The organism is Pseudomonas sp. EA_15y_Pfl1_P101, assembly GCF_963970835.1.
Taxonomy (GTDB): domain Bacteria; phylum Pseudomonadota; class Gammaproteobacteria; order Pseudomonadales; family Pseudomonadaceae; genus Aquipseudomonas; species Aquipseudomonas tritici.
In genome coordinates this window covers 112,600-136,996 of sequence record NZ_CAXAPA010000018.1, presented here as the reverse complement: position 1 = coordinate 136,996, position 24,397 = coordinate 112,600, and the positions used below count along the sequence as shown (strand labels likewise).

Below are 24,397 nucleotides of genomic sequence, written 5' to 3'. Positions count from 1 at the left end.
TATGTCTTTTACGCTCACCGGCCTTTGCGAGTTTCGCGAAGAAATACGCAAAAGCCGCTTCATCACCCTCGCCGCGCCGATTACCAGCGCGCAAGACGCCCAGGCGTTTTTCGAACAGCACAGCGACCTGAACGCCACGCACAATTGCTGGGCCTGGAAACTGGCCGACCAGTACCGCAGCAATGACGACGGAGAACCCGGCGGCACAGCCGGGCGGCCGATCCTGGCGGCCATCGAGGCACAGGGTTTTGATCAGGTCGCGGTGCTAGTGATTCGCTGGTACGGCGGCATCCAATTGGGCACCGGCGGGCTCGCGCGTGCGTACGGCGGTGGCGCGAATAAATGCCTGCAGAATGCCGAACGCATCGAATTGATCAGCCGTGTGCCCTTAAGTTGCGCTTGCGGGTTCGCCGAACTCAACCTGGTGAAACTGCGCGTGGCTGAACTGGGCGGGCTGGTGGTGGAAGAAACCTTCACCGCCAACGGCGTCGAACTACAGCTGGCTGTGGGCGAAGCGCATATCGACACCCTGCAAATTCAACTGGCCGACCTCAGCCGTGGGCGTATCCTGCTACAACGCTGAACGCCCTGAACCGCAACGCTAAAGGAAGCTTTTCATGCCTACGCCAAAAACCGCATTGATCATCGGCGCATCGCGCGGGCTGGGCCTTGGCCTGGTCAAGCAACTGATCCAGGACGGCTGGGATGTGATCGCCACCGTGCGTGATCCGAGCAACGCCGATGCGCTGAAAGCCCTCGGCCCAACGCAGATCGAAAAACTCGACATGGACGATCAACAAGCCGTGATCGCCCTCAGCCAGCGCCTCAAGGAGCACACCTTCGACCTGCTGTTCGTCAACGCCGGCGTCAAGGGCCCCGCCAATCAAGAACCCGGCCACGCCACCCTGGCCGAAGTCGGTCAACTGTTTTTCACCAATGCCGTGGCGCCAATTAACCTGGCCCAGCGCTTTGTCGGGCAGATCCGCAAGGACAGCGGCGTAATGGCCTTCATGAGTTCGGTACTGGGCAGCGTGACCATCCCCGACGGTTCGGACCTGGCGCTGTATAAGGCCAGCAAGGCGGCGCTCAACTCTATGACCAACAGCTTTGTCACCCAACTGGGTGACCCTAAACTGACGGTGTTGTCGCTGCATCCAGGCTGGGTGAAGACCGATATGGGCGGCGAAAATGCGCACATCGATGTCGACACCAGCGTGCGCGGCCTGGTGGACCAAGTGAACGCCTACACCGGTAAAGGCGGCCATCACTTCATCGATTACAAAGGCGACACCATCGCCTGGTAAATACCCACCCACTGTGGGAGCGGGCTTGCCCGCGATGATCTCGTGGGCACCGCGCTCCTACAGATAGACCCGAACATAGACTACAAGTAAACTCTGCCACTCGCCTTCACTGGCGACCCTGGATCAGCAGACAGGGCAACACTGAGCTGGCAAACCTGAACCCATCATTCAGAGGAGCCGGCCAATGCCTGCGACCCGTATCTGGTTAAAAAAACCCCTCGCGATTTTCACTGCCAATGGCCTCGATGCCCGTGGCGGCCTGGTGCTGCAAGACGGGGTGATCACTGAAGTACTGGGCTGGGGAAGAGAGCCTGCCGTGCCTTGCGGGCACGTCTTCGATGCCCGTGAACATGTGATCCTGCCCGGCCTGATCAACACCCATCACCACTTCTACCAAACCCTGACCCGCGCCTGGGCGCCGGTGGTCAATCAGCCGCTGTTCCCTTGGTTGAAGACCCTCTACCCGGTCTGGGCGCGGCTGACCCCGGAAAAGCTCGCCCTGGCATCGAAGGTGGCGCTCGCGGAGTTGCTGCTTTCTGGCTGCACCACGGCGGCAGACCACCATTACCTGTTCCCTGACGGCCTGGAAAACGCGATCGACGTGCAAGTTGAAAGCGTGCGCGAATTGGGCATGCGCGCCATGCTCACCCGCGGATCCATGAGCCTCGGCGAAGCCGATGGCGGCCTGCCTCCCCAGCAGACCGTGCAACAGGGCCAAGTCATCCTTGAAGACAGTCAGCGCTTGATCCGCGAATATCACCAGCGCGGCGACGGCGCACAGATCCAGATTGCCCTGGCCCCCTGCTCGCCGTTTTCCGTCACCCCGCAAATCATGCAAGCCAGCGCCGAACTGGCCACCAGCCTCGACGTTCGCCTGCACACCCACTTGGCGGAAACCCTCGACGAAGAAGACTTCTGCCTGCAACGCTTCGGCTTGCGCACCGTGGATTATCTGGACAGCGTCGGCTGGCTCGGCCCGCGCACCTGGCTGGCGCATGGCATTCACTTCAACCCGGATGAAATTGCGCGCCTGGGTGCCGCCGGCACTGGCATCTCTCACTGCCCAAGCTCGAATATGCGTCTGGCGTCTGGCATCTGCCCGACGCTGGACCTGTTGGCAGCGGGCGCGCCGATCGGCCTGGGCGTGGATGGCTCCGCCTCCAACGATGCCTCAAACATGATCCTTGAAGCACGCCAGGCGCTGTACATCCAGCGTCTGCGTTACGGCGCCGAAAAGATCACCCCTGAAGGCGTGCTGGGTTGGGCGACCAAAGGTTCGGCGCAATTGCTCGGGCGCACGGACATTGGCGAGTTGGCGGTAGGAAAGCAGGCAGACCTGGCGCTGTTCAAGCTGGATGAGCTGCGTTTCTCGGGCAGCCATGACCCGATTTCAGCACTGCTGCTGTGCGGTGCTGATCGTGCGGACCGGGTGATGATCGGCGGCAAGTGGCGTGTGATTGACGGCCAAGTGGAAGGCCTGGACCTGAAAGGCTTGATCGCCGATCACACCCAGGCGGCACGCCAACTGATCGCCGGAACCTAAGCCAGACACGGGGCAAAAATGTGGGAGGGGCGCTGCTTTGAGTTGCGCTACACCCCCAACAACGACAACATGATGAAGGTCGCAAACAACACAAAATGCGTCATCCCTTCGATGGCATTGGTTTCGCCATCGTTGAGGTTGATAGCGCTGACAATCAGCGTGATCAACACCATCACGGTCTGCACCGGCGTCATCGCCATCTGGAACGGCTGGCCGGTATAGAGCGCCATGGCTTCCATCACCGGCACTGTCAGGATCACCGTCGACAACGAAGCACCCAACGCAATATTCACCACCGACTGCATGCGGTTCGCCAACGCAGCGCGCAACGCTGTCAAAATTTCCGGCGCTGCCGAAATGGCCGCGACCACAATCGCCGTGATCACCGGCGGCGCGCCTGTGCCTTCCAGGCCAAGGTCCAGGGTCTTGGACATCACTTCGGCCAATGCGCCGATCACCACCACCCCAAACACCAGCGTGCCGATGGAAAACGCCAGGTTCACCGACGGCGCTTTCTGTTCTTCCGGCTGCTTCTTGCGGCGTTTTTCCGGGTAGCTGTAGCTAAAGAAATAACTGTGCGGCCCTACCTGCATGCGCAGAAATAGGGTGTACAACACCACCATCGCGCCAATGGTGAAGGCTGAGTAAATTTTCCAGTCGGCTTCGGGAATGAATTCCGGCACCACCATTGACACGCCCATGGCGGTGAGGATCATCACGCTGTAAGTGCGCGCCGAATCATCGTTGTAGGACTGTTCACCGTGCTTGATACCGCCCATCAGCGCAGCCAGGCCGAGAATCCCGTTGATGTCGAGCATCACCGCCGAGTAAATGGTGTCGCGCACCAGGGTGGGGGACGGTTCGTTGCTCATCATGATCGCCAGGATCACCACCTCCACCAGCACGGCAGCGAGGGTGAGGATCATGGTGCCGTAGGGGTCGCCGACTTTTTCCGCGAGTTGCTCGGCGTGATGGGCCACGCGCATCGACGCCATTACGATAAAGCCGATGAGTGCAGCGCCGGCCAGCAGCGCCACCATTTGCCCGCTGTGCAGCATCCAGTGTTCCAGCGGGTAGGCGGCGATGGCGGCAATCAGCGCCAGCAGCATGAATTTTTCTTGCTTGAGGGAGGTGAGCATTTCGGGCCTTTTAGTACGGCAAATCTGTCATTGATGGGGTACAGACTGCGCGATGCAGCTAACGTTTCGTTACATCTTAGTAGAGACGGTGATTGCATGAATAAAACCAAAACTCTCCTGCTGGTCAGGTTTTACCGATTATTTCATCCATGGCCTGTAGAATGCCGCCATTGCACCTGATGAGAATTTAGAAAATGTACGATTGGCTCAACGCCCTGCCCAAGGCTGAATTGCACCTGCATCTGGAAGGCTCGCTGGAGCCTGAGTTGCTGTTCGCCCTGGCCGAGCGCAACAAGATTGCGCTGCCGTGGAACAACGTCGACACCCTGCGCAAGGCCTACGCGTTCAACAACCTGCAAGAGTTTCTCGACCTGTATTACAAGGGCGCCGATGTGCTGCGCACTTCCCAGGACTTCTACGACCTGACCTGGGCCTACCTGCTGCGCTGCAAAGCGCAGAACGTGATCCACACCGAACCCTTCTTCGACCCGCAGACCCACACCGACCGTGGCGTGCCGTTCGAAGTGGTACTCAACGGCATCGCCGCTGCACTTAAAGATGGCGAGCAACAACTGGGTATTACCAGCGGTTTGATCCTCAGCTTCCTGCGCCACTTGAGCGAAGCCGAAGCCGAGAAAACCCTGGACCAGGCCTTGCCGTTCCGTGACGCGTTTGTGGCCGTGGGCCTGGACAGTTCGGAAATGGGTCACCCGCCGAGCAAGTTCCAGCGCGTGTTCGACCGCGCCCGCCACGAAGGCTTCCTTACCGTGGCCCACGCCGGCGAAGAAGGCCCGCCCGAATACATCTGGGAAGCCCTCGACCTGTTGAAGATCGAGCGTATCGACCATGGCGTGCGCGCTATCGAAGACGAGCGCTTGATGCAGCGCATCATCGACGAGCAGATCCCGCTGACCGTGTGCCCATTGTCCAACACCAAACTGTGCGTGTTCGACGACATGGCCCAACACAACATCCTCGACATGCTCGAGCGTGGCGTGAAGGTGACGGTAAATTCGGATGACCCGGCGTACTTCGGCGGCTATGTCACCGAGAACTTCCACGCGCTGTACACCTCGCTGGGCATGACCCAGGACCAGGCCAAACGCCTGGCGCAGAACAGCCTGGATGCAAGACTGGTCAAGCCATAACTGACTAAACGCAGTCCAAAATGTGGGAGCTGGCTTGCCTGCAATAGCGATGTATCAGCCAGGCATTTATTGCCTGACACACCGCTATCGCGGGCAAGCCCGGCTCCCACATTAAATTCATCGATCTCACGTCAACACCTCACCCAGCCAGGGTGAATCGGGCGATTTCCCGCTGTCCGATAGCGTGCACCTGCAAGGCCTGCGACTCGTTGATCACACTGATCCAGTTCGACTGCAAAAACAGTTGCAACAACCCTGCCCCCAACGCACCGCCCAGATGCGGTTGCTGCTGGCTCCAGTCAAAACAACTACACACCAGCGGCGATGCCAATGCCTGAATGAAAATACCCAGGCCGGCCAAGTGCTGCGCGCCTTTGACCGTAATGTCGGTACGCAACTCATGGCGCTCGATCCACCCCGCCTCCAACAAATGTTGATACAACTGCGCCCCCAGCTCCCCGCCGAGGTGGCCGTGGCACAACCGGGCATGGCGTAACAGTGGCGGGGCAACCAGGGCCGGCGGCAAAACGCCCGGCGCGCTGCGTGCAACACAAGCCATTGTGGTTCTGGCCAAGGCATCGATGGCAGCGCTGACATCAGGTGCCGCTACACGAAACAAACGCTTTCCACGCCGGGCCTCCACCCGCAGCAAACCACCTGCGGTCATTCGCGCCAAGTGCGCGTTGGCGGATGTCGGAGACAACCCGGCGAGCGTTGCCAACTCAACCGGCGACTTGGCCGAGCCATCCATCAAGGCCCACAGCATGGCGGTGCGTTTGGGCTCGGCGAGCAAGCTGGCGATCTGACTGATGCAAGGTGCTACTTCCATCTTTTCACTCCCTGTCGATTTATTTTTCTACTGAGGTTGGCGCCAAAGTATAGGGCCGTAAATCGCCGGTTCCACGGCGTCTGACAGCGTAGATAGGGACAGTATCTGAGTGAAATTTCCTGCTTTGATGGAGGCCGTTACGTCGCGCTCAAGGGCTCCGGCAATTGGGCAGTCAACATCGCACAACGGAACACGAGCATTTCCCGCAACAAGTTGATGGGTTTGCTCAGCTGCGCGCGATGCGAGCACAGCAGATTGAGTGGTGTACGCTCACCGCGCAGCTCAGGCAGGATCAAGCGCAGGCGCCCGTCCAGCACGTCAGTACTCACGTCCAGCCAGGACTTGTAGGCAATGCCCACACCCGCCACCGCCCAGCGGCGGACTACGTCGGCATCGTCACTGAAACGGTCGCCGGAGACGGTCAGGCTGACGTCGCGCTTACCGTCGTGAAAGGTCCAGTGGTCGTGGACCCGGCTGCCAAGCATGTACAGCAGGCAATTGTGCTGGGCCAATTGCTCCAGATGCCGAGGTTCACCATAACGCGCAAGATAGCGAGGGGACGCGCAGAGCACGCGAACGTTGTCCGGCGCGACGGGGAGCGCGACAAGGCTGGAATCCTCGGGCTCACCGTAGCGTAGGGCGATGTCCACCGGTTGGCGGAACAAGTCGGCAATTCGGTCACCCAACAACAGGCGCACGCTCAGTTGCGGGTGCTCATGCTGGAATTCATCCAACCACGGCAGCAATTGGTTACGCCCGAAATCGGAGGGCGCCGACAGCTGCAGCACGCCACTGACATGGTCTTGGCCGCTGGCCAATAAGCGTCGCCCTTCATCCAGCGAGCTCAACGCGGCGCGAGCATATTCCAGGAAACCCTCGCCTTCAGCCGTCAGGCGCAGGCTGCGGGTAGAGCGCGCCAGCAAACGCGTGCCCAGTTGCTGTTCGATGCGCTTGAGCGCGGCACTGGCCACCGCAGGCGACAGGTCCATCACCCGTGCTGCAGCGGACAGGCTACCCAAGTCCGCCGCACGCACAAATAACTGCAAATCATCAAAACGCAGCATGCATTTCCGCTCATTATCAAAATTTGGTTGAAACAGACCTTTGTTTTAGCGGCTTTTATCTCCTGGGGAAATAGCCAATCATCCGTGCATCCCGTTCATTACGTGTCTGGAGTTGAATATGTCCACTGCCTTTAACGTCATCGCCACGCTGATCGCCAAACCCGGCCAGCAGGCCACCCTGGAAACCTTGCTGCGCGGCCTGCTGGAACCCACCCGCCTTGAGGCTGGTTGTGAGCAGTACGACCTGCACCAGGACCTGCAGCATCCCGAAACCTTCTACATGCTCGAACGCTGGAGCGACGACGCAGCGCTGGCCGACCACGACCAGAGCGCGCACATCCAGAACTTTCGCGCCAAGGCCGCTGATGTGATCGAACACTTCGACCTCAAGCGCCTGAAGTTTCTTGCCTGATCATCGCCCTTTTCCTGGAGCCATCATGAAAGCCATTGCCTACTACGCCTCGCTGCCGATCAACGATCCGAACGCTCTGCAAGACATCGAGTTGCCAGCGCCCGTCGCCGGCCCGCGTGACCTGCTGGTGGACGTCAAAGCCGTCTCGGTCAACCCGGTGGACACCAAAGTGCGCCAGAACGTCGCCCCGGAAAACGGCACCGCCAAGGTGTTGGGCTGGGACGTGGCCGGGGTGGTCAAGGCTGTCGGCAGTGACGTGACGCTGTTCAACGTCGGTGACAACGTGTTCTACGCCGGTTCTCTGGTGCGTCCCGGCGGCAACAGCGAATTGCACACCGTGGACGAACGCATCGTCGGGCACATGCCGAAAAGCCTGGGTTTTGCCGAAGCTGCCGCCCTGCCACTGACCGCCATCACCGCCTGGGAACTGCTGTTCGAACGCCTGCAAGTGCGTGAAGGCAAACAGGATGAAGGCCAGAGCCTGCTGATCGTTGGCGCCGCTGGTGGCGTAGGATCGATCCTGACCCAATTGGCCAGCCGGCTCACCGCCTTGAAAGTGATCGGCACCGCTTCGCGCCCGGAAACCCAGGAATGGGCCAAGGCCCTCGGCGCCGACCTGGTGATCGATCACAGCCAACCGTTGAGCGAAGCGCTGAAAGCAGCTGGCCACCCGCAAGTGACCCACGTCGCCAGCCTGACCCAGACTGACCATCACCTGGACCAGTTGGTCGAAGCCCTGCAACCCCAGGGCAAGCTGGCGCTGATCGACGATCCCAAGGCACTGGACGTCAGTAAGCTCAAGCGCAAGAGCCTGTCACTGCATTGGGAGTTCATGTACACGCGCTCGATGTTCGAAACCCCGGACATGATCGAACAGCACAACCTGCTCAATCGCGTGGCCGAACTGATTGATGCAGGCACCCTGAAAACCACAGTGGGTGAACACTTTGGTGTGATTAATGCGGCAAACCTGCGGCGTGCCCATGCGCTGCTGGAAAGCGGCAAGGCCAAGGGAAAGATCGTACTGGAAGGGTTCTGAAAAACGTCTGTCAGTGTTGTCCGTTACTCCTGTGAGTAATGGACGACACCGCTAGTCTGAGAGTTGATCTTTGTCATATTTGTGAACGTATTCGGGTTTATATTGGCCGCCTTTGCCACGATTCTTTTACGTGAGGAAGTCAGCAATGAAGATCCTGATAAAAGCGTTAGCAAAATCCGCAGGCAATAAATGGCAGGTTCGTCTCGACGGCGACGCGTTCACCTTCCGCACCGAGGCCGAAGCCCGTGCGTTTGCCGACACCCTGCAAACCCGTATCCAAGCCCCCCACCGCTTTCCGAACGGCCAGCAACGCTCCGCCGCTGGCTGATCCGCGCTTCAGCCCTGCGCCTGCTCGGCCCTCGCCCGTTGCAGGCGCTGGGTCGACATCGCAATCGTTACCGCCAATACACCGCACACGCTGATGACGATGGCCATCGGCATCGCCGTGCCGTCGTGCAGCACACCCACTAATGAGGCAGCGCCCGCCGCCACGCCAAACTGAATGCAACCGAGCAGCGCCGACGCGCTACCGGCGCGTGCACCCTGCCCGCTCATGGCGCACGCCGAGGTATTGGGCAAAATGCAGCCCAGGCTCGCGATGCAGATAAACAGCGGCACCAGCAATGGCCACAGCGCATCGGTGCGTAAGGCCGCGATGCCGAGCAGCGTCAGCGCCGCCAACAGGTAGACCCACACACTGCGCGACAGCAGGTAGGACGGGCCACGTTTGGCCAGCAACCGCGCATTCACCTGTGCCACCAGGATAAAGCCTGCGGCATTGGAGCCAAACAGCCAGCCGTAATGCTCGGCAGGCACGCCGTAGAGTTGGATAAACACGAACGGTGAACCGGCAATGTAGGCAAACATCCCGGCAATCGAAATACCGCCGGTGAGCGCGTAACCCAGGTAAACCCGATCGGACAACAGCGAACCGTAGCGACGTAACGACCCGGACAACGGCTGGCGCGGCTGATGGGCCGGAAAGGTTTCCGGCAGCCCGATCGCCACAGCGATTGCCGCCATCACGCTGAAGATCGACAGCGCCAGGAAAATCGACTGCCAGCCCCACAATCCCACCATCAGCCCGCCAGCCAGTGGCGCGAGGATCGGCGCCAGGCCGGTGACCAGCATCAATTGAGAAAACACTTTGGCCGAGCCCACCGCATCGCATTTATCGCTGACCACCGCGCGGGAAATCACCATGCCGGCGCAGCCACCGAGGGCCTGCACGAAACGCGCGCCGATCAGCCATTCCAAGGACGGCGCGAAAGCGCAGGCAAAGGAGGCCAGCGTAAACAGGGTGACACCACTGAGCAGCGGGCCGCGTCGACCAAAGCGGTCCGCGAGTGGGCCATAGATCAATTGGCCGATGGCCAGGCCAGCGAAATACACCGCCAGAGTCAGCTGGATGTGTTTTTCATCCGTCGCAAAGGCCTGGGCCATCGCCGGGAAACCCGGCAGGTAAAAATCGATCGCCAACGGCGCGAAGGCGCTCAAGGCACCCAGAATCAGGATTATGCGAAGGTTCATCGGGCACCCAAGTCAGACGGCAGCCCGATAGTCTAGCCGCGCTTGGGTGCATTGAACACGATAGCTCGCTAACTATTTTTACCCGTCAGGCAAGCTTGGCGCTGTAGCCCTCTTCCGTGATCAGGCTGATCACTTGCTCTGCGCACAGGCGGCTTTCGACGCCGACCTCCTTTGCCGCCAGGTCGACCTTTACGCTGGCCGCCGGGTCCTGGCTATGCACCGCCTGGGTCACCGCCCGAACGCAATGGCCGCAGGTCATTCCTTCAACGCTGAATACTTGCATGACATGACTCCTTTGATGAGGTTGGGCCCAGTCTCGACCTTGCCACGATGGCAAGGTCAAGTTCTGAAAACTTCTGCCGGGCTGGTATTTGGCGGCTTCAAAGGCCAAGCTTCACCCCTCTTCGATTCAAACCACGGAGCATTCGCCATGCGCTGGTCTTTTTTTGCCCTTGCCGGCCTGATGAGCTTGTCTGCCGCTGCGCCCCAGGCCCTTGCCGCGGAAGACTATGCGGTGCTGATTATTTCCCGGGAGCGCCTGGAAGTGCCGACCAACTGCGAGATCGGCCTGTACCTGAATGATCAACTGGCGGGCCGGTTGTTCCAGGAGCAAGCCACGTCGTTCAACCTGCCGGCGGGCAACCTGTCGTTGCGCTTGAAACTGCTACCGGGCCAATCCCCAGGGTGCCTGCCGGGCCTGCTCGCGCCACCCGCGCAAAACATCACGCTCAAGGCCGGTGACGTGCGCAAATTGCGTATCGCCCAAGGCGCGGACGGCATGTACCTCAAGCCTGCCGCCCTGGAATATTAACGGCGCTTGACCTTCCCCACAGGTCAAGGTTGATCCTAGGGGCAACTTCTCCTGGAGGACTGCCCCATGAATGGATCCACCACCTTTGACCTGCCCATCAGCGGCATGACCTGCGCCAGCTGTGCCGGCCGGGTCGAGCGCGCGCTGGGCAAAGTGCCGGGGGTGCAAAGCGTCAGCGTCAACCTGGCCAACGAACGTGCCCATGTTGAAGTGCTTGGCCAAATGGACGCCAGCGTGCTGATCGCCGCCGTCGACAAGGCCGGCTACAGCGCCACCCTGCCCCAAAGCGAAACGGCCACCGAAGCCAATCAAGCCCAGCGCCTGCATCGCGAGCGTTGGGCGTTGCTGCTGGCGATCCTGCTGGCACTGCCGTTGGTGCTGCCCATGCTGGTGGAACCTTTCGGCCTGCACTGGATGCTGCCCGCCTGGGGACAGTTCGCGCTCGCCACACCGGTGCAATTCATCTTTGGCGCACGCTTCTACATCGCTGCCTGGAAAGCCGTGCGGGCCGGCGCTGGCAATATGGACCTGCTGGTGGCCATCGGCACCAGCGCCGGTTACGGCCTGAGCATTTATGAATGGCTCACGGCTCACCCAGGCATGACGCCGCACCTGTACTTCGAAGCTTCGGCGGTGGTGATCGCGCTGGTGCTGCTGGGTAAATACCTGGAGAGCCGCGCCAAACGCCAGACCGCCAGCGCCATCCGCGCCCTGGAAGCCCTGCGTCCCGAACGGGCGATTCGGGTGCTCGACGGTCGCGAAGAAGACGTCGCCATCACCGCGTTGAAGCTCAATGACCTGGTGCTGGTCAAACCCGGCGAACGCTTCCCGGTGGATGGCGAAGTGGTGGACGGTCAAAGCCATGCCGATGAAGCCTTGATCAGCGGCGAAAGCCTGCCGGTGCCCAAGCAGCCCGGCGACAACGTCACCGGCGGCGCCATCAACGGTGAAGGCCGCCTGTTGGTGCGCACGCTGGCGCTCGGCGCCGAAAGCGTGCTGGCGCGGATCATCCGCCTGGTGGAAGACGCACAAGCCGCCAAGGCCCCGATCCAGAAACTGGTGGATAAAGTCAGCCAGGTGTTCGTCCCTGCCGTGCTGGTGTTGGCCTCTGTCACCTTGGTCGGCTGGTGGCTGTATGGCGCGTCCCTGGAGACCGCGATCATCAATGCCGTAGCGGTGCTGGTGATCGCCTGCCCGTGCGCCCTGGGCCTGGCCACTCCCACCGCGATCATGGCCGGTACAGGCGTCGCTGCACGCCACGGCATCCTGATCAAGGACGCCGAAGCCCTGGAACGCGCCCATGAAGTCAGCGCCGTGGTCTTTGACAAGACCGGCACCCTCACCTCCGGCACGCCGAAAATCGCCCACTTGGCGGCAGTGGATGGCAATGAAGCGCTGCTGCTGCAACAAGCCGGCGCGTTGCAACGCGGCAGCGAACACCCGTTGGCCAAGGCCGTGCTGGATGCGTGCCATGAACAAGGCTTGAACGTGCCCGACGTGAGCGCCAGCCAATCCCTGACCGGGCGCGGTATCGCCGGCACTCTTGAGGGGCAACCGCTGGCCTTGGGCAATCGTCGGCTGCTGGAAGAAAGCGGCTTGCGCATGGGCGACCTTGCCGACTCCGCCAAGGCGTGGGAAGCCGAGGGGCGTACCTTGTCCTGGTTGATAGAGCAAGGTGCGCAACCGCGTGTGCTGGGGCTGTTCGCGTTTGGCGATACCCTCAAGCCCGGTGCGCTGGAGGCTGTGCAGCAACTCAAGGCCCAGCACATCAGCAGTCATTTGCTCACCGGTGACAATCGCGGCAGCGCCCGCGTGGTCGCCGAGGCTCTGGGCATCGATGATGTGCATGCCGAAGTGCTGCCCGCCTACAAAGCCGCCGCCGTCGCCGAACTGAAGAAAACCGACGTCGTCGCGATGGTCGGCGACGGCATCAACGACGCCCCGGCCCTCGCCGCCGCCGATATCGGCATCGCCATGGGCGGTGGTACCGACGTGGCCATGCACGCGGCCGGTATCACCCTGATGCGCGGCGATCCGCGCCTGGTGCCGGCCGCGCTGGAGATCAGCCGCAAGACCTACGCAAAAATCCGCCAGAACCTGTTCTGGGCCTTTGTGTATAACTTGATTGGCATTCCTCTGGCAGCGTTCGGCCTGCTCAACCCGGTACTGGCCGGCGCGGCGATGGCCCTGTCGAGCGTCAGTGTGGTGAGTAATGCCTTGCTGTTGAAGACTTGGAAACCGGAGCACTTGGAGGATCAACGCCCATGAACATAGGCCAAGCCGCACGCCAGACCGGGCTCAGCGCCAAGATGATTCGCTATTACGAATCCATCGGCCTGCTCAAAGCCGCCCACCGCACCGACAGTGGCTATCGTGTGTACGGCCAGGATGACTTGCACACCCTGTCGTTTATCAAGCGTTCGCGGGATTTGGGGTTTTCACTGGAGGAGGTCGGCAAGTTGCTGACCCTGTGGCAGGACCGGCAACGCGCCAGCGCCGACGTGAAGGCGCTGGCGCGCCAACATATCGAAGCGCTGAACCAGAAAATTCTGGAGTTGGGGCAACTGCGCGATACGTTGCAGGATCTGGTGGAGCACTGCCAGGGCGATCATCGGCCGGATTGTCCGATACTCAAGGAGTTGGCGTCGGGTAGTTGCTGCGCCGGCTGATTCATCTGACGGAACACAAACCGAATGTGGGCTTGTGTGGGAGCCGGGCTTGCCCGCGATGCAGACACCTCGGTATGTCAGTCACACCGAGTTGATGCTATCGCAGGCAAGCCAGCTCCCACACAAGCCCCACATTGGATCGCAGTTGCTCTGACTACTGCATCCACGGCGGTGGCGGTGGCTCGTCCGACACTTTGCTCTGCGGCTCATCATCCGCCGCGCGAATCGCCTGACGACGTTCATCATCCAGCCGCGCCGCTTCGATTTCGCGGATCACGCCGCCCACGTCCGCCAACTCTTCCGGCTCGTCGAACTCGCCAGTCAAGGTGCTGGCCGGGTGCAAGGTGCCGGCTTCGTACAGCGCCCACATTTCCTTGGCGTACTTGGTCGTCTTCAACTCCGGGGCATAGCGACCGAAGTAGGACGCCATGTTGCCCACGTCCCGCTCCAGCATGCTGAACGCGTGGTTGTTGCCCGCCGCATCCACCGCCTGGGGCAGGTCGATGATCACCGGGCCGGTTGGCGTCAGCAGTACGTTGAACTCGGACAAGTCACCGTGCACCAGGCCGGTACACAACATCAGCACGATCTGCGAGATCAGGAAGGCGTGGTATTCGCGCGCCTGGTCCGGATCCAGCGTGACGTCGTTGAGACGTGGCGCGGCGTCGCCATACTCGTCGGCCACCAGTTCCATCAACAGCACGCCTTCCAGGAAGTCGTAAGGCTTGGGCACGCGAACGCCCGCGCCGGCCAAGCGGAACAACGCCGCCACTTCGGCATTCTGCCAGGCATCTTCGGTTTCTTTCTTGCCGAACTTGGAGCCCTTGGCCATGGCCCGGGCCTGGCGGCTGTTACGGACCTTACGGCCTTCCTGGTATTCGGACGCTTGACGAAAACTTCGTTTGTTCGCCTCCTTGTAAACCTTGGCGCAACGCAATTCGTTGCCGCAGCGCACCACATAAACAGCTGCTTCTTTACCACTCATGAGTGGGCGCAGCACTTCGTCGACCAGACCGTCTTCGATCAGGGGTTCAATGCGTTTAGGAGTCTTCATCAGCTTTTATTGTGGGTCCTGTATTACCAAACACGCGTGTGGCACTCGTTATACGGCAATCGGCTCGCCGGTGGGAGAGGCTACCGACCTCTGACCCCTTCAGAATGCATCCTATATGCCAATTTGCGGCGCAATCAACGCTCGATGATCGCCGTCACGCCTTGACCGCCGGCGGCACAGATCGAAATCAGGCCACGCCCCTTACCTGCTGCGTCGAGCAACTTGGCCAGATTGGCGACGATACGCCCACCTGTGGCGGCAAACGGATGTCCGGCGGCCAGGGAACTGCCTTTTACATTAAGCCGGCTGCGGTCGATGGACCCCAACGGCGCGTCAAGCCCAAGGCGCGTCTTGCAATAGTCCGCATCTTCCCAGGCCTTGAGTGTGCACAAAACCTGGGCAGCGAAGGCTTCGTGGATCTCGTAGTAATCGAAGTCTTGCAGCGTCAGGCCATTCCTCGCCAGCAGCCGCGGCACGGCATATACCGGCGCCATCAGCAGGCCTTCGGCGCCGTTGACGAAATCCACCGCCGCCGCTTCACCATCGCGCAGATACGCCAGGATCGGCAAACCGCGCTCTTGGGCCCAGGCTTCACTGCCCAGCAGCACCAGCGACGCGCCGTCCGTGAGGGGCGTGGAGTTGCCGGCAGTCAGCGTGCCCTTTTCGCTGCGTTCGAAGGCGGGTTTAAGCGCGGCGAGTTTTTCCAGGGTCAGGTCGGGGCGCAGGTTGTTGTCGCGGGTCAGGCCCAGGAACGGTGTGAGTAGATCGTTGTGCCAGCCTTCAGCGTAGGCGGCCGCCATTTTCTGGTGGCTTTCCAGGGCCAACTGGTCCTGTTCGGCGCGGGGAATCTGCCACGTCTGCGCCATCAATTCGCAATGTTGGCCCATGGACAGGCCTGTGCGCGGCTCGCCATTACGTGGCAGTTCGGGCTTGAGGTGATGGGGACGAAGTTGTAACAGGACTTTTAATTTATCCGCCATGGATTTGCTGCGGTTGGCTTGCAGCAGAATCTTGCGCAGGCCCTCATTTACACCGATGGGCGCGTCGGAAGTGGTGTCCACCCCGCCGGCAATCGCGCATTCGATCTGGCCCAGGGCAATCTTGTTGGCCACCAGTAATGCGGCTTCCAGCCCGGTGCCGCAGGCCTGTTGAATGTCATAGGCCGGTGTCTGCGGCGACAAGCGCGAGCCCAGCACACATTCGCGGGTGAGGTTGAAGTCGCGCGAATGCTTGAGCACCGCGCCCGCCGCCACTTCGCCCATGCGCAGGCCGTGCAGGTTGTAGCGTTCGATCAGGCCTTCCAGCGCAGCCGTCAGCATCGCCTGGTTGCTCGCGGTGGCATACGGGCCATTGGAGCGAGCGAAAGGAATGCGGTTACCGCCAATGATCGCTACACGGCGCAATTGAGTCATGGAAAGCTCCCTGATGGTTGTGGGTGGAATCATCAAGCCTAGCCTAGGCTCAATCGAACGACTGCCACCCCGGGGTGGTCAACCCTTTGAACCCCAGCCTTCGGAGAGCGTTCCATGTCTGACCGTTATATCGACTTCGCCAACTCAAGCCTCGGCCATCGCCTGGTCGCCGCCATTGGCCTGCCGTCACCGGTACGCCTGGAACGCTGGCAAGCCGGGCGCCTGCGTCCGGTCGAAGGCGCGTTGCTGCTGGGCGGTGGAGCACTGGCAACCAACGTGCAGGCGTTTGCGCACAAACTCACCGACGCTATCTACACCTACGGCAGCGAGACCTCGACGTGGATTCCCGGCCATGGCCCCAAACTCAAGGCCGTGGTGTTCGATGCCAGCGATCTGCAGCACACCGACACCCTCAAGCAACTGCGCGAGTTCTTCCAGCCGTTGCTGAAAAACCTGGATAACAGCGCCCACGTGGTGATCCTCGGCCGCGCGCCGGAGAGCCTCCGCGACCCGTTCGCCGCCAGCGCCCAGCGTGCCCTGGAAGGTTTCAGCCGCTCGTTGGCCAAAGAGTTGCGCAATGGCGGCGTGTTGCAATTGCTCTACGTCGGCGAGGGTGCCGAAGACCAACTGGAAGGCGCGCTGCGCTTTTTCCTCTCGCCGAAAAGTGCGTATATCTCCGGCCAGGTGATTCGCCTGCAAGCCTGCGCCACACCCGTTGAGGATTGGACGCGACCACTGGCCGGGCGCAAAGCGCTGGTCACCGGCGGCGCCCGAGGCATTGGCGCGTCCATCGCTGAAACCCTGGCCCGCGACGGCGCGGAGGTCATCCTGCTCGACGTGCCGCAGGCCAAGGCCGACCTAGAAGCCCTGGCCGCGCGCCTGGGCGCCCGCACCGTGGTGCTGGATATCTGCGCCGAAGGCGCCGCCAGCCAATTGATCGAACAACTGCCCGATGGCCTCGACATTCTGGTGCACAACGCCGGTATCACCCGCGATAAAACCCTGGCGAATATGACCCCGGAATACTGGGACGCGGTGCTGGCAGTCAACCTTAACGCACCGCAAGTATTGACCAAGGCTCTGCTCGACAGCGGCACCCTGCACGACAACGCCCGCGTGGTGCTGCTGGCATCGATCAGCGGTATCGCCGGTAACCGTGGGCAAACCAACTATGCCGCGAGCAAGGCCGGGTTGATCGGCCTCGCGCAAGCCTGGGCGCCACTGCTCAACGAACGCGGCATCACCATTAATGCCGTGGCCCCCGGTTTTATCGAAACCCAGATGACGGCGCATATTCCGTTCGCGCTGCGTGAGGCCGGGCGGCGCATGAGTTCGCTGGGCCAGGGTGGCTTGCCGCAAGACGTCGCCGAAGCGGTGGCCTGGCTTGGCCAACCGGGTTCCGGTGCGGTCAGCGGGCAAGCGCTGCGGGTGTGTGGGCAAAGTCTCCTGGGAGCATAGGCATGCAATGGAAGACATTAGGCGCTACGCCGTTTCTGCCGCCGTTGTATTGGCGCGCGGCGCTCAAGCGCAAGATTACCGGTAGCACCCTGCCCGAACAGGGGTTGCGCTGCCGGGTGAGCATCGACCCTAACCATGTGGCGGCGTATCGCAAAGTCTGTGGCTTTACCGACAGCCCGATTCTGCCGGCGACTTATCCGCATATCCTGGCGTTTGGTTTGCAGATGCAGTTGCTGACGGACAGCAACTTTCCCTTCCCTCTGCTGGGGTTGATTCACCTGAATAATCGCATCCGCATTCACCGTCCTCTCGGCGGCGTCAGCGAGCTGTCCATCAGCGTGCACACCCAGAACCTCAAGCCCCATCCCAAAGGCGCGACGTTTGAATTAGTGACCAGCGTGGAGGATTCCCTCGGCCTGCTCTGGGAAGCTGAGAGCCGCATGCTGTGCCGAGGCGTGAAACTGGAAGGCGAGACCGAGGATGACGCCCAGCCTTCCCCTACCCAGGTCAGCGAACTGATTCGCTGGAAAGCCCCCGCTGATATCGGCCGCCGTTATGCGCGGGTCTCCGGCGACTACAACCCGATTCACCTCAGCGCCCTGACCGCCAAGCTGTTTGGCTTCCCCCAGGCCATCGCTCATGGGTTATGGAACAAGGCGCGCACCCTCGCCGCCCTCAGCGAACACCTGCCCGCCGCCAATATCGAGATAGACGTCGAGTTCAAGAAACCCGTGCGCCTGCCCGGTGATGTGACGTTATTAGCCAGCGCCGCCGGTTCCAGCGGTGAGTGGTGGTTGAAAGGCGCTGGCGACATTGAACACATGGTAGGTAAATGGCGACCGATCACCTGAAACACACTGATTAATTGTATATACACACCTTAAGTATTAGCGGGCTTTTCAAGTCCGCTTTTTTATTCAACTGATTGATTTCAAAAACATATATATCTTGATACACCCCCCTCTAAACCCTTGGCACTAGTCGCTTAACCGGCACATTGCTGCGGTATAAAAATCGTTAATACCCAGTAGATAACTGAGAGAGCACCGTCTGGGCGGTTATAGCCACACGGACAAACGCATCGCTGCCCCAAGACATAGCGAGCGTTTGAAGACAACTAAGGTTGTACAGGTGCAAGGAACTCAATCATGAACACTCAAATCGTGTTTTGGAAAGCAAGTACCGCGCTGGCCCTGGCAGTAGCACTGGCACTCGGCGGCTGCAGCGGTGGGGCTGCGCTTTGGCAGCGCCAAGTGCTACAACATCGCGTTGGAAGTCGCCAAGCCGATGTCCGACGTAGCGCTGGACAGCTTCGATCGGCGGCCGCGCTACTCGTTAAGCTTCGGCTATCAGCTCTGACTTTAGTGAGCATTGGGAAGGGGAAACAAGTTGTTCAACGTGTCGATCAGCCGCACCAGGTAGATCGGCTTGCGGAACAGGTCCAGCACGTGCAGCCGCAGCATGTCGCTCACATCATCCATTTCGGCGTGGCCCGACATCACAATCACGGGCAGATGAGAACGTGAGGTGTGTTCGCGCAGGCGCTTGATCAAGGAAATGCCACTTTCCTCGGGCATACGCAGGTCGGTGATGACCAGGGCGATGTCGGGATGGAGTGTCAATTCTTGCAGGGCGAAGGTGACGGAGTTGGCGGTTAAACAGACAAACCCCTCGTTTTCGAGGGACTCGGCGAGTTCGATCAGGGCGTCCTCTTCATCATCTACCAAAAGAATTTGTTGGCGGGAAGAAGAGGCGGCGCTCATGGCTGTACCTGGATAGAAAGAACTTTAATGAGGGTTCCCCACATTTTTCAGCAGGCTATCAAGTCGTCATTTTAGTCGCGACGCTATCAAAGATGGACTTGATCTTAGTTCCAAGTCCTGTACCTGCACCGACGATCACCAGTGCAACCATGGCCACGATAATCGCGTATTCAATACCCGACGCGCCGTCTTTGCGTTGAAAAAACAAGTGCGTCTGGACATAAAGTTTCAACACCAAGTCAAGGAACATAATACTTCTCCCTAAAACGCCACTGAAAGCCGGAAGGGCTCTATTACCAGATGATCGCGGCGTGCCACTAAAGCATTGTCAACAAACCTCAGACTCACAACTGTAAGAACGGATTAATCACAAAGTATTAGTCGCAACGTTGGCGCCATGAACGTAGGGTTTAAAAGGCAAGGTTCAAAGGACCGATAAATTTTTCCTGGGTTAATGGCTTTTTGTCCTAGCTGAGCTACCTTCAAATAGCCAATTCGTTAGATGTTCATCACAGCCAGGTTGCGGATTAACTCGTTTGGATTAGACGGGCATGCAGTGCAACGGGAAGGGAGAGCCGTCATGAACAGTCGCATCAGCATGGTCCTGGCCGGCTTGTTGCTGATCGGGGCATTGTTCGCCGGGTACTGGGGGCTTGTTTTGAGCCGCGCACCGGATCCTGTCGCAGTCCCCACCGCACCTGTCGTTTCCGTGGAAAACACCGCCGCCGCCGCTGAAGACCAGACCCGCCAACCGGTAGTGGTCCTGGTGCATGACGTGCCCGCCTTTATTCCGCTGACCGCCGCCGACCTGGCGGTGGAAAAACTGCGTACAGTGCCCGCCGGCAGCCTCACCCAGCTCGACCAGGCCATCGGCCGCATGCCGCTGCGCGCCCTGGGCGCAGGCATCTGGCTCACCGAGGACAGCTTCAGCGGCGGTGGCCCGCTGGCGCGCATGATTCGTCCCAACGAACGCGCGCTGGCCGTCGCGGTGGATGAGGTGATCGGCGCGGGCGGCCAGTTGACCCCCGGGGATTACGTAGATGTGTTGCTGTTCCTGCGCCAGGATGCCAGCAACACCGAGCAATCGGCCCAGGTCGCACTTCCGGCGATGCGCCTACTCAGTGTCGGCGACCAGTTGGGTTTGGCCAACGATGGCCAGCCCGCAGTGCCACCGCCGGCCACGGTCGAAGAGCGCGCCCAAGCCGCCCAACGCCGCGCCGCCGCACGCACCGTGGTGCTGGCCGTGCCGGAGCCTTTATTAAGCCGCCTGATGCTCGCGGCGCAAGCCGGCACCTTGCGCCTGGCCGTACGCAGCGCCGAGGAGCAACTGCTCAGCCGCTACTGGGCCGGCGAAAACGACGCGCCGGAAAAACTCGAAAGCGCCAACCGCGACCTTTACCAATTCACCCAATTAGCCCTGACCGGCCCGCCAAAAAGAATCGCGCCGGCCGGTGGTGAGCCTAGCGTGCGCCGTGGCATTGAAGTGATTCGCGGTGCCCAAGCGGCGCCACAAACTCCGTGATAGAGCAAGGATGCCTTGAATGAGCCATCGCTACGCACCCATGTTCACGCAAATGGCTTGGGCCTTGATGCTGTCGATCTTTCCGGTCGGCATGGCCTTGGCGGCGCCGGGCAACTGCAGCACCCTGGGCCAACTGCCGGCCGTGGTCGAGGTGGGAGAAGGCCTGCAACAAGAGCTGCAGTCGCCGGTGGCGATCACGCGCCTGGCAATCGGCGACCCGAAAATTGCCGATGTGCGCGTCAACGGCGACCGTAACTTCCTGCTGACCGGCGTCACCAGTGGCGCCACCAGCCTGATGGTGTGGACCGCCTGTGCCAGCGCGCCGCGCCAGAGCATGGTGTTCGTCAAGGGCAAGGCCACCTCGGCGCTGACCAGCCTGTCGCTGTCGCCATCGGAAGACCCACTGCTGCCCAGCCAGGTGCAGACCGATATCCGCTTTGTGGAAGTCAGCCGCTCCAAGCTCAAGGAAGCCAGTACGACCATCCTCGGCACCGCCAAGAATGCGTTCTTCGGCAGCCCTAACTTGCTGTTTCCGACCACCACCACCCAGGCCCTGGCTATCAGCAGCACCAACTTCAATATTGGCTTTGGCGGTGGCCGGGTCTCGGCGATGATCAACGCCCTCGAACGCAGCGGTTTCGCTTACACCTTGGCGCGCCCGAGCCTGGTGGCCATGAGCGGTCAGAGCGCCTCCTTCCTGGCCGGCGGCGAGGTGCCGGTCCCGGTGCCCAGCGCCGGCAGCGACACCATCTCCATCGAATACAAGGAGTTCGGCATTCGCCTGACCCTGACCCCCACCGTCATTGACCGTAACCGCATCACCCTCAAGGTCGCGCCGGAAGTCAGTGAGCTGGACTACAGCAACGCTGTGCAGATCCAAGGCATCCAGGTGCCTGCCCTGACGGTGCGCCGAACCGACACCAGCGTGTCCCTGGCCGATGGCGAAAGTTTCGTGATCAGCGGCCTGATCAGTACCAATAATCGCTCCACCGTCAGCAAGTTCCCCGGGCTGGGCGATATCCCGATCCTCGGGGCATTTTTCCGCGACTCAAACATCAGCCGCGAAGAAAAAGAACTGCTGATGATCGTCACGCCGCACCTGGTGCAGCCGTTGGCCGCCAACGCCCAACTGCCGTCGCTGCCTGGTGAAAAATTGCGCAGCTACGACCCGAACTGGTACCGGCTGTTCTTCCTGGAAAACGGTAATTTCGACCGTCGCAGTGGACTTTCCCAATGAGCGATAGCCTGAACCAGACCTTCCTCGCCATCACGCGCAACACCACCGACCTGGAGTGGCTGCAGGGTGCCCTTGCGCCCCTTGGCCAAGTCGTCAGTGCCGGCACCGGCAGCCTGGACGAACTGCTGGCGCTGGTGGACGTGACGTCCGCCAATCTGGTGTTCGTCGGCCTCGACCGAGAAAACGTCGTGGCCCAGAGCGCGCTCATCGAAGGTGCCCTGGAAGCCAAGCCGATGCTCGCCGTGGTCGCCCTCGGCGATGGCATGGACAACCAACTGGTACTCAACGCCATGCGCGCCGGTGCCCGCGACTTCATAGCCTACGGCTCGCGTTCCAGCGAAGTGGCGGGGCTGGTGCGTCGCCTGAGCAAGCGCCTGCCAGCCGTCGCCCACAATGCACAGCTGGGTGGGCTGACCGTACTGTTTGGCACTCAGAGCAACGCTGACGGCGCAATACTGGCAACCCACCTGGCCTTGGTCGTGCAGAAAAGCGGGCAGCAGACCTTACTGCTCGACCTGGGCCTGCCACGCAGCGACAGCCTGGCCTTGCTGGGCCTGGAGAGTACGTTCAATTTCGGTGATGCGTTGCGGCATTTACGCCGCCTTGATACCACGTTGATCAACAGTGCGTTTACCACCGCCCTGGATGGCCTGCGCATCCTGGCGTACGCCACCGGTGACGAGCCACTCAAACTGACCAGCGCCGCCGAGCTGTACATGTTGCTCAGCGCTCTGCGCCAACACTTCCAGCACATCGTCGTGAACATCACCGGGCAGCCAGACAGTGAAGCGCTGCGCACCTTTGTCAGCCATTGCGACAAGCTGCTGTGGTGCACCGACCAGAGCGTACTGGACTGTCGCCGCAACCTCGCGGTGATAAGCCGCTGGCGCGAAAAAGGCATGAAGCTTGATCACGCCAAGCTGGTGATCGACCGCTACATCAAGGCCTGTGCGCCGGACACCGACGCCCTGGAAAAAAGCTACGGCCTTGAATGCGTCGCCGTGCTGCCCCTGAGCGCTGAGCTGCGCCTGAACGTGAAAAACCAAGGCCAGACCCTGTTCGCCCTGGCCCCACGTGAACCCCTGACCCAAGCCGTACGCACCTTGGGCGAGCGCCTGGCAAAACGCTCCGAGGGCCTTGCAAAGCCCTCAATGCGCTGGTTTGAACGCATCCTGGGGTCGGGACGATGAGCGGCGAAAAACTGTTTGGCGGCCCGGCCCGCAGCGTCAGCGGCAACAGCGATCACGATGGGCTGAAACTGGTGCTGCATCGCTACATCATCGACGCCATCGAGGAGTCGGGCAAAAACCTGCTCGAAGGCACGCGCCAGTCGCTGGCGCAATTTGTCATCGACAAGGTTTCGGAATACATCACGCGCATGCGCCTGGCGATTTCGCGCTATGAGATAGAGCGCCTGGCCGAAGAGATAGTCGACGAACTCACCGGTTTCGGCCCACTGGAAGTGCTGTTGCGCGACCCATCGGTCACCGAAATCCTGGTCAACGGGCCGCACCGGGTGTTTATCGAACGTGATGGCCTGCTGCACCAGAGTGACTTGCGCTTCATCGACGACCACCACGTGGAACGCGTGATGCAACGTATCCTTGCGCCGCTGGGCCGGCGCCTGGATGAGTCCTCGCCGATGGTGGACGCACGCTTGCCCGACGGCAGCCGGGTGAACGCGATCATCCCGCCGATTGCCCTGGACGGCCCGTGCCTGTCGATTCGAAAGTTTCGTAAAGACATGCTCAAGAGCAGCGATCTGGTCGCCATGCAGACTATCGACCAGAGCATTTTCGGGTTCTTCCAGGAGGCCGTGGGCAGGCGCTGCAACATCCTGATCAGCGGCGGTACGGGTACCGGCAAGACCACTTTGCTGAATATTCTCAGTCAGTTGATCAACCCCCACGAGCGCCTGGTAACGATCGAAGACGTTGCCGAGCTGCAATTGGGCCACCCGCACGTGGTCCGCCTGGAAACCCGTCCGCCCAACGCTGAGGGACACGGCGAGGTCAGGTCCAGCGACCTGATCCGCAACGCGTTGCGGATGCGCCCGGACCGCATCATTCTCGGGGAAATTCGTGGTGTGGAAGTGCTCGACGTAATGACCGCGATGAACACCGGTCACGACGGTTCCATGAGCACGGTACACGCCAACAATGCCCAGGATGCGTTGCTGCGCCTGGAAACCCTGGTGGGCCTGACCGGCCGCGTGATCGCGGAAAAAACCTTGCGGCAGATGATCTGCGCCGCGCTGGACGTGATCATCCAGCTGACGCGCATGCCCGATGGCCGTCGCTGCGTGAGCGAGGTAGTGGAAGTGGTCGGCGTGCGCGATGACGTGTATGTCACCAACACCCTGTTCCGCCTGGATCGGCGCACCGGCTTTGGTTTCTTGCGCGAAGCCCTCAACCCGGCCGGCGACAAACTGCGCCGCGAATCGGCCTTGCCACCCTAGGGAGC

General features: G+C 61.0%; 26 protein-coding genes. 17 read left to right on the top strand and 9 right to left on the bottom strand.

Annotation, left to right across the window (positions count from 1 at the left end):
* Position 1 precedes the first annotated feature (1 nt).
* The 3 genes from AACY36_RS24545 to AACY36_RS24535 all read left to right on the top strand — a co-directional run bounded on the left by AACY36_RS24545 (position 2) and on the right by AACY36_RS24535 (position 2,847).
* Positions 2–583 (top strand): IMPACT family protein, encoded by a 582-nt coding sequence (locus tag AACY36_RS24545; RefSeq protein WP_339415815.1) that lies wholly within the window; start codon positions 2–4, stop codon positions 581–583.
* 34 nt (positions 584–617) lie between these two features.
* On the top strand, positions 618–1,304 hold the full coding sequence (locus tag AACY36_RS24540) for an SDR family oxidoreductase (RefSeq protein WP_339427212.1): 687 nt from the start codon (positions 618–620) through the stop codon (positions 1,302–1,304).
* 184 nt (positions 1,305–1,488) lie between these two features.
* Positions 1,489–2,847 carry an 8-oxoguanine deaminase gene (locus AACY36_RS24535; RefSeq protein ID WP_339415813.1) on the top strand — a complete coding sequence of 453 codons (1,359 nt, stop codon included), beginning with the start codon at positions 1,489–1,491 and terminating at the stop codon, positions 2,845–2,847.
* Between the two features lie 47 nt (positions 2,848–2,894).
* Here AACY36_RS24535 and AACY36_RS24530 read toward each other — a convergent pair whose 3' ends face one another.
* Complete coding sequence (locus tag AACY36_RS24530; RefSeq protein WP_339415812.1) at positions 2,895–3,986, bottom strand: calcium:proton antiporter; 1,092 nt, start codon at positions 3,984–3,986, stop codon at positions 2,895–2,897.
* Positions 3,987–4,180: 194 nt separating this feature from the next.
* Here AACY36_RS24530 and AACY36_RS24525 point away from each other — a divergent pair, with 194 nt between their 5' ends.
* Positions 4,181–5,134 carry an adenosine deaminase gene (locus AACY36_RS24525; RefSeq protein WP_339427213.1) on the top strand — a complete coding sequence of 318 codons (954 nt, stop codon included), beginning with the start codon at positions 4,181–4,183 and terminating at the stop codon, positions 5,132–5,134.
* 139 nt (positions 5,135–5,273) lie between these two features.
* On the opposite strand, the gene AACY36_RS24520 is transcribed toward AACY36_RS24525, so the two are convergent.
* Together AACY36_RS24520 and AACY36_RS24515 are read right to left on the bottom strand one after the other, a co-directional pair.
* Positions 5,274–5,963 carry an ArsR/SmtB family transcription factor gene (locus AACY36_RS24520; RefSeq protein ID WP_339415811.1) on the bottom strand — a complete coding sequence of 230 codons (690 nt, stop codon included), beginning with the start codon at positions 5,961–5,963 and terminating at the stop codon, positions 5,274–5,276.
* A 137-nt stretch (positions 5,964–6,100) separates the two neighbouring features.
* Complete coding sequence (locus AACY36_RS24515; RefSeq protein WP_339427214.1) at positions 6,101–7,027, bottom strand: LysR family transcriptional regulator; 927 nt, start codon at positions 7,025–7,027, stop codon at positions 6,101–6,103.
* Between the two features lie 118 nt (positions 7,028–7,145).
* On the opposite strand from AACY36_RS24515, the gene AACY36_RS24510 reads away from it, so the two are divergent.
* The 3 genes from AACY36_RS24510 to AACY36_RS24500 all read left to right on the top strand — a co-directional run bounded on the left by AACY36_RS24510 (position 7,146) and on the right by AACY36_RS24500 (position 8,806).
* Complete coding sequence (locus tag AACY36_RS24510; RefSeq protein WP_339415809.1) at positions 7,146–7,439, top strand: putative quinol monooxygenase; 294 nt, start codon at positions 7,146–7,148, stop codon at positions 7,437–7,439.
* 25 nt (positions 7,440–7,464) lie between these two features.
* Positions 7,465–8,478: a zinc-binding alcohol dehydrogenase family protein gene (locus AACY36_RS24505; protein WP_339455664.1), complete on the top strand. Its 1,014-nt coding sequence runs from the start codon at positions 7,465–7,467 to the stop codon at positions 8,476–8,478.
* Positions 8,479–8,623: 145 nt separating this feature from the next.
* A complete protein-coding gene (locus AACY36_RS24500) occupies positions 8,624–8,806 on the top strand; it encodes a hypothetical protein (protein ID WP_339415805.1) in 183 nt (60 codons plus the stop codon).
* 8 nt (positions 8,807–8,814) lie between these two features.
* On the opposite strand, the gene AACY36_RS24495 is transcribed toward AACY36_RS24500, so the two are convergent.
* Together AACY36_RS24495 and AACY36_RS24490 are read right to left on the bottom strand one after the other, a co-directional pair.
* Positions 8,815–10,008, bottom strand: a complete 1,194-nt coding sequence (locus AACY36_RS24495) for a Bcr/CflA family multidrug efflux MFS transporter (protein ID WP_339415803.1) — start codon at positions 10,006–10,008, stop codon at positions 8,815–8,817.
* 85 nt (positions 10,009–10,093) lie between these two features.
* Entirely contained in the window at positions 10,094–10,291 is a 198-nt protein-coding gene (locus tag AACY36_RS24490; protein WP_339415801.1) for a heavy-metal-associated domain-containing protein, read from the bottom strand.
* Positions 10,292–10,438: 147 nt separating this feature from the next.
* Between AACY36_RS24490 and AACY36_RS24485 the strand changes: the two genes are divergently transcribed.
* From AACY36_RS24485 to cueR, 3 genes are all read left to right on the top strand, one after another.
* On the top strand, positions 10,439–10,819 hold the full coding sequence (locus AACY36_RS24485; protein WP_339415800.1) for a hypothetical protein: 381 nt from the start codon (positions 10,439–10,441) through the stop codon (positions 10,817–10,819).
* A gap of 66 nt (positions 10,820–10,885) precedes the next feature.
* Complete coding sequence (locus AACY36_RS24480) at positions 10,886–13,087, top strand: heavy metal translocating P-type ATPase (protein ID WP_339427215.1); 2,202 nt, start codon at positions 10,886–10,888, stop codon at positions 13,085–13,087.
* Positions 13,084–13,488 carry a Cu(I)-responsive transcriptional regulator gene (gene cueR / locus AACY36_RS24475; RefSeq protein ID WP_339497667.1) on the top strand — a complete coding sequence of 135 codons (405 nt, stop codon included), beginning with the start codon at positions 13,084–13,086 and terminating at the stop codon, positions 13,486–13,488. Before AACY36_RS24480 ends, cueR begins: the two co-directional genes overlap by 4 nt.
* A gap of 154 nt (positions 13,489–13,642) precedes the next feature.
* Here the strand turns inward: cueR and AACY36_RS24470 are convergent, their stop codons facing one another.
* A complete protein-coding gene (locus AACY36_RS24470) occupies positions 13,643–14,542 on the bottom strand; it encodes a PA4780 family RIO1-like protein kinase (protein ID WP_339415794.1) in 900 nt (299 codons plus the stop codon).
* Positions 14,543–14,676: 134 nt separating this feature from the next.
* Positions 14,677–15,954, bottom strand: coding sequence for an acetyl-CoA C-acetyltransferase (locus AACY36_RS24465; RefSeq protein WP_339415792.1), 1,278 nt, complete (start codon positions 15,952–15,954; stop codon positions 14,677–14,679).
* A gap of 114 nt (positions 15,955–16,068) precedes the next feature.
* On the opposite strand from AACY36_RS24465, the gene AACY36_RS24460 reads away from it, so the two are divergent.
* From AACY36_RS24460 to AACY36_RS24450, 3 genes are all read left to right on the top strand, one after another.
* Positions 16,069–17,412, top strand: a complete 1,344-nt coding sequence (locus AACY36_RS24460) for a 3-oxoacyl-ACP reductase (protein ID WP_339427216.1) — start codon at positions 16,069–16,071, stop codon at positions 17,410–17,412.
* Between the two features lie 2 nt (positions 17,413–17,414).
* On the top strand, positions 17,415–18,263 hold the full coding sequence (locus AACY36_RS24455; protein WP_339415790.1) for a MaoC family dehydratase: 849 nt from the start codon (positions 17,415–17,417) through the stop codon (positions 18,261–18,263).
* A gap of 376 nt (positions 18,264–18,639) precedes the next feature.
* Positions 18,640–18,771, top strand: a complete 132-nt coding sequence (locus AACY36_RS24450) for a hypothetical protein (protein ID WP_339415789.1) — start codon at positions 18,640–18,642, stop codon at positions 18,769–18,771.
* 2 nt (positions 18,772–18,773) lie between these two features.
* On the opposite strand, the gene AACY36_RS24445 is transcribed toward AACY36_RS24450, so the two are convergent.
* Positions 18,774–19,175 (bottom strand): response regulator, encoded by a 402-nt coding sequence (locus AACY36_RS24445; protein WP_339415788.1) that lies wholly within the window; start codon positions 19,173–19,175, stop codon positions 18,774–18,776.
* A gap of 58 nt (positions 19,176–19,233) precedes the next feature.
* A complete protein-coding gene (locus tag AACY36_RS24440) occupies positions 19,234–19,425 on the bottom strand; it encodes a Flp family type IVb pilin (RefSeq protein ID WP_339427218.1) in 192 nt (63 codons plus the stop codon).
* A 330-nt stretch (positions 19,426–19,755) separates the two neighbouring features.
* On the opposite strand from AACY36_RS24440, the gene cpaB reads away from it, so the two are divergent.
* From cpaB to AACY36_RS24420, 4 genes are read left to right on the top strand one after another with little or no spacing between them, the layout of a single operon-like run.
* Positions 19,756–20,697, top strand: coding sequence for a Flp pilus assembly protein CpaB (gene cpaB, locus AACY36_RS24435; protein ID WP_339415786.1), 942 nt, complete (start codon positions 19,756–19,758; stop codon positions 20,695–20,697).
* Positions 20,698–20,716: 19 nt separating this feature from the next.
* Positions 20,717–21,934: a type II and III secretion system protein family protein gene (locus AACY36_RS24430; RefSeq protein WP_339415785.1), complete on the top strand. Its 1,218-nt coding sequence runs from the start codon at positions 20,717–20,719 to the stop codon at positions 21,932–21,934.
* Positions 21,931–23,124, top strand: a complete 1,194-nt coding sequence (locus tag AACY36_RS24425; RefSeq protein WP_339435833.1) for a pilus assembly protein — start codon at positions 21,931–21,933, stop codon at positions 23,122–23,124. The genes AACY36_RS24430 and AACY36_RS24425 overlap by 4 nt, the downstream gene beginning before the upstream one ends.
* Positions 23,121–24,392, top strand: a complete 1,272-nt coding sequence (locus tag AACY36_RS24420; protein ID WP_339415783.1) for a CpaF family protein — start codon at positions 23,121–23,123, stop codon at positions 24,390–24,392. Before AACY36_RS24425 ends, AACY36_RS24420 begins: the two co-directional genes overlap by 4 nt.
* The last annotated feature ends 5 nt before the right edge of the window (positions 24,393–24,397 follow it).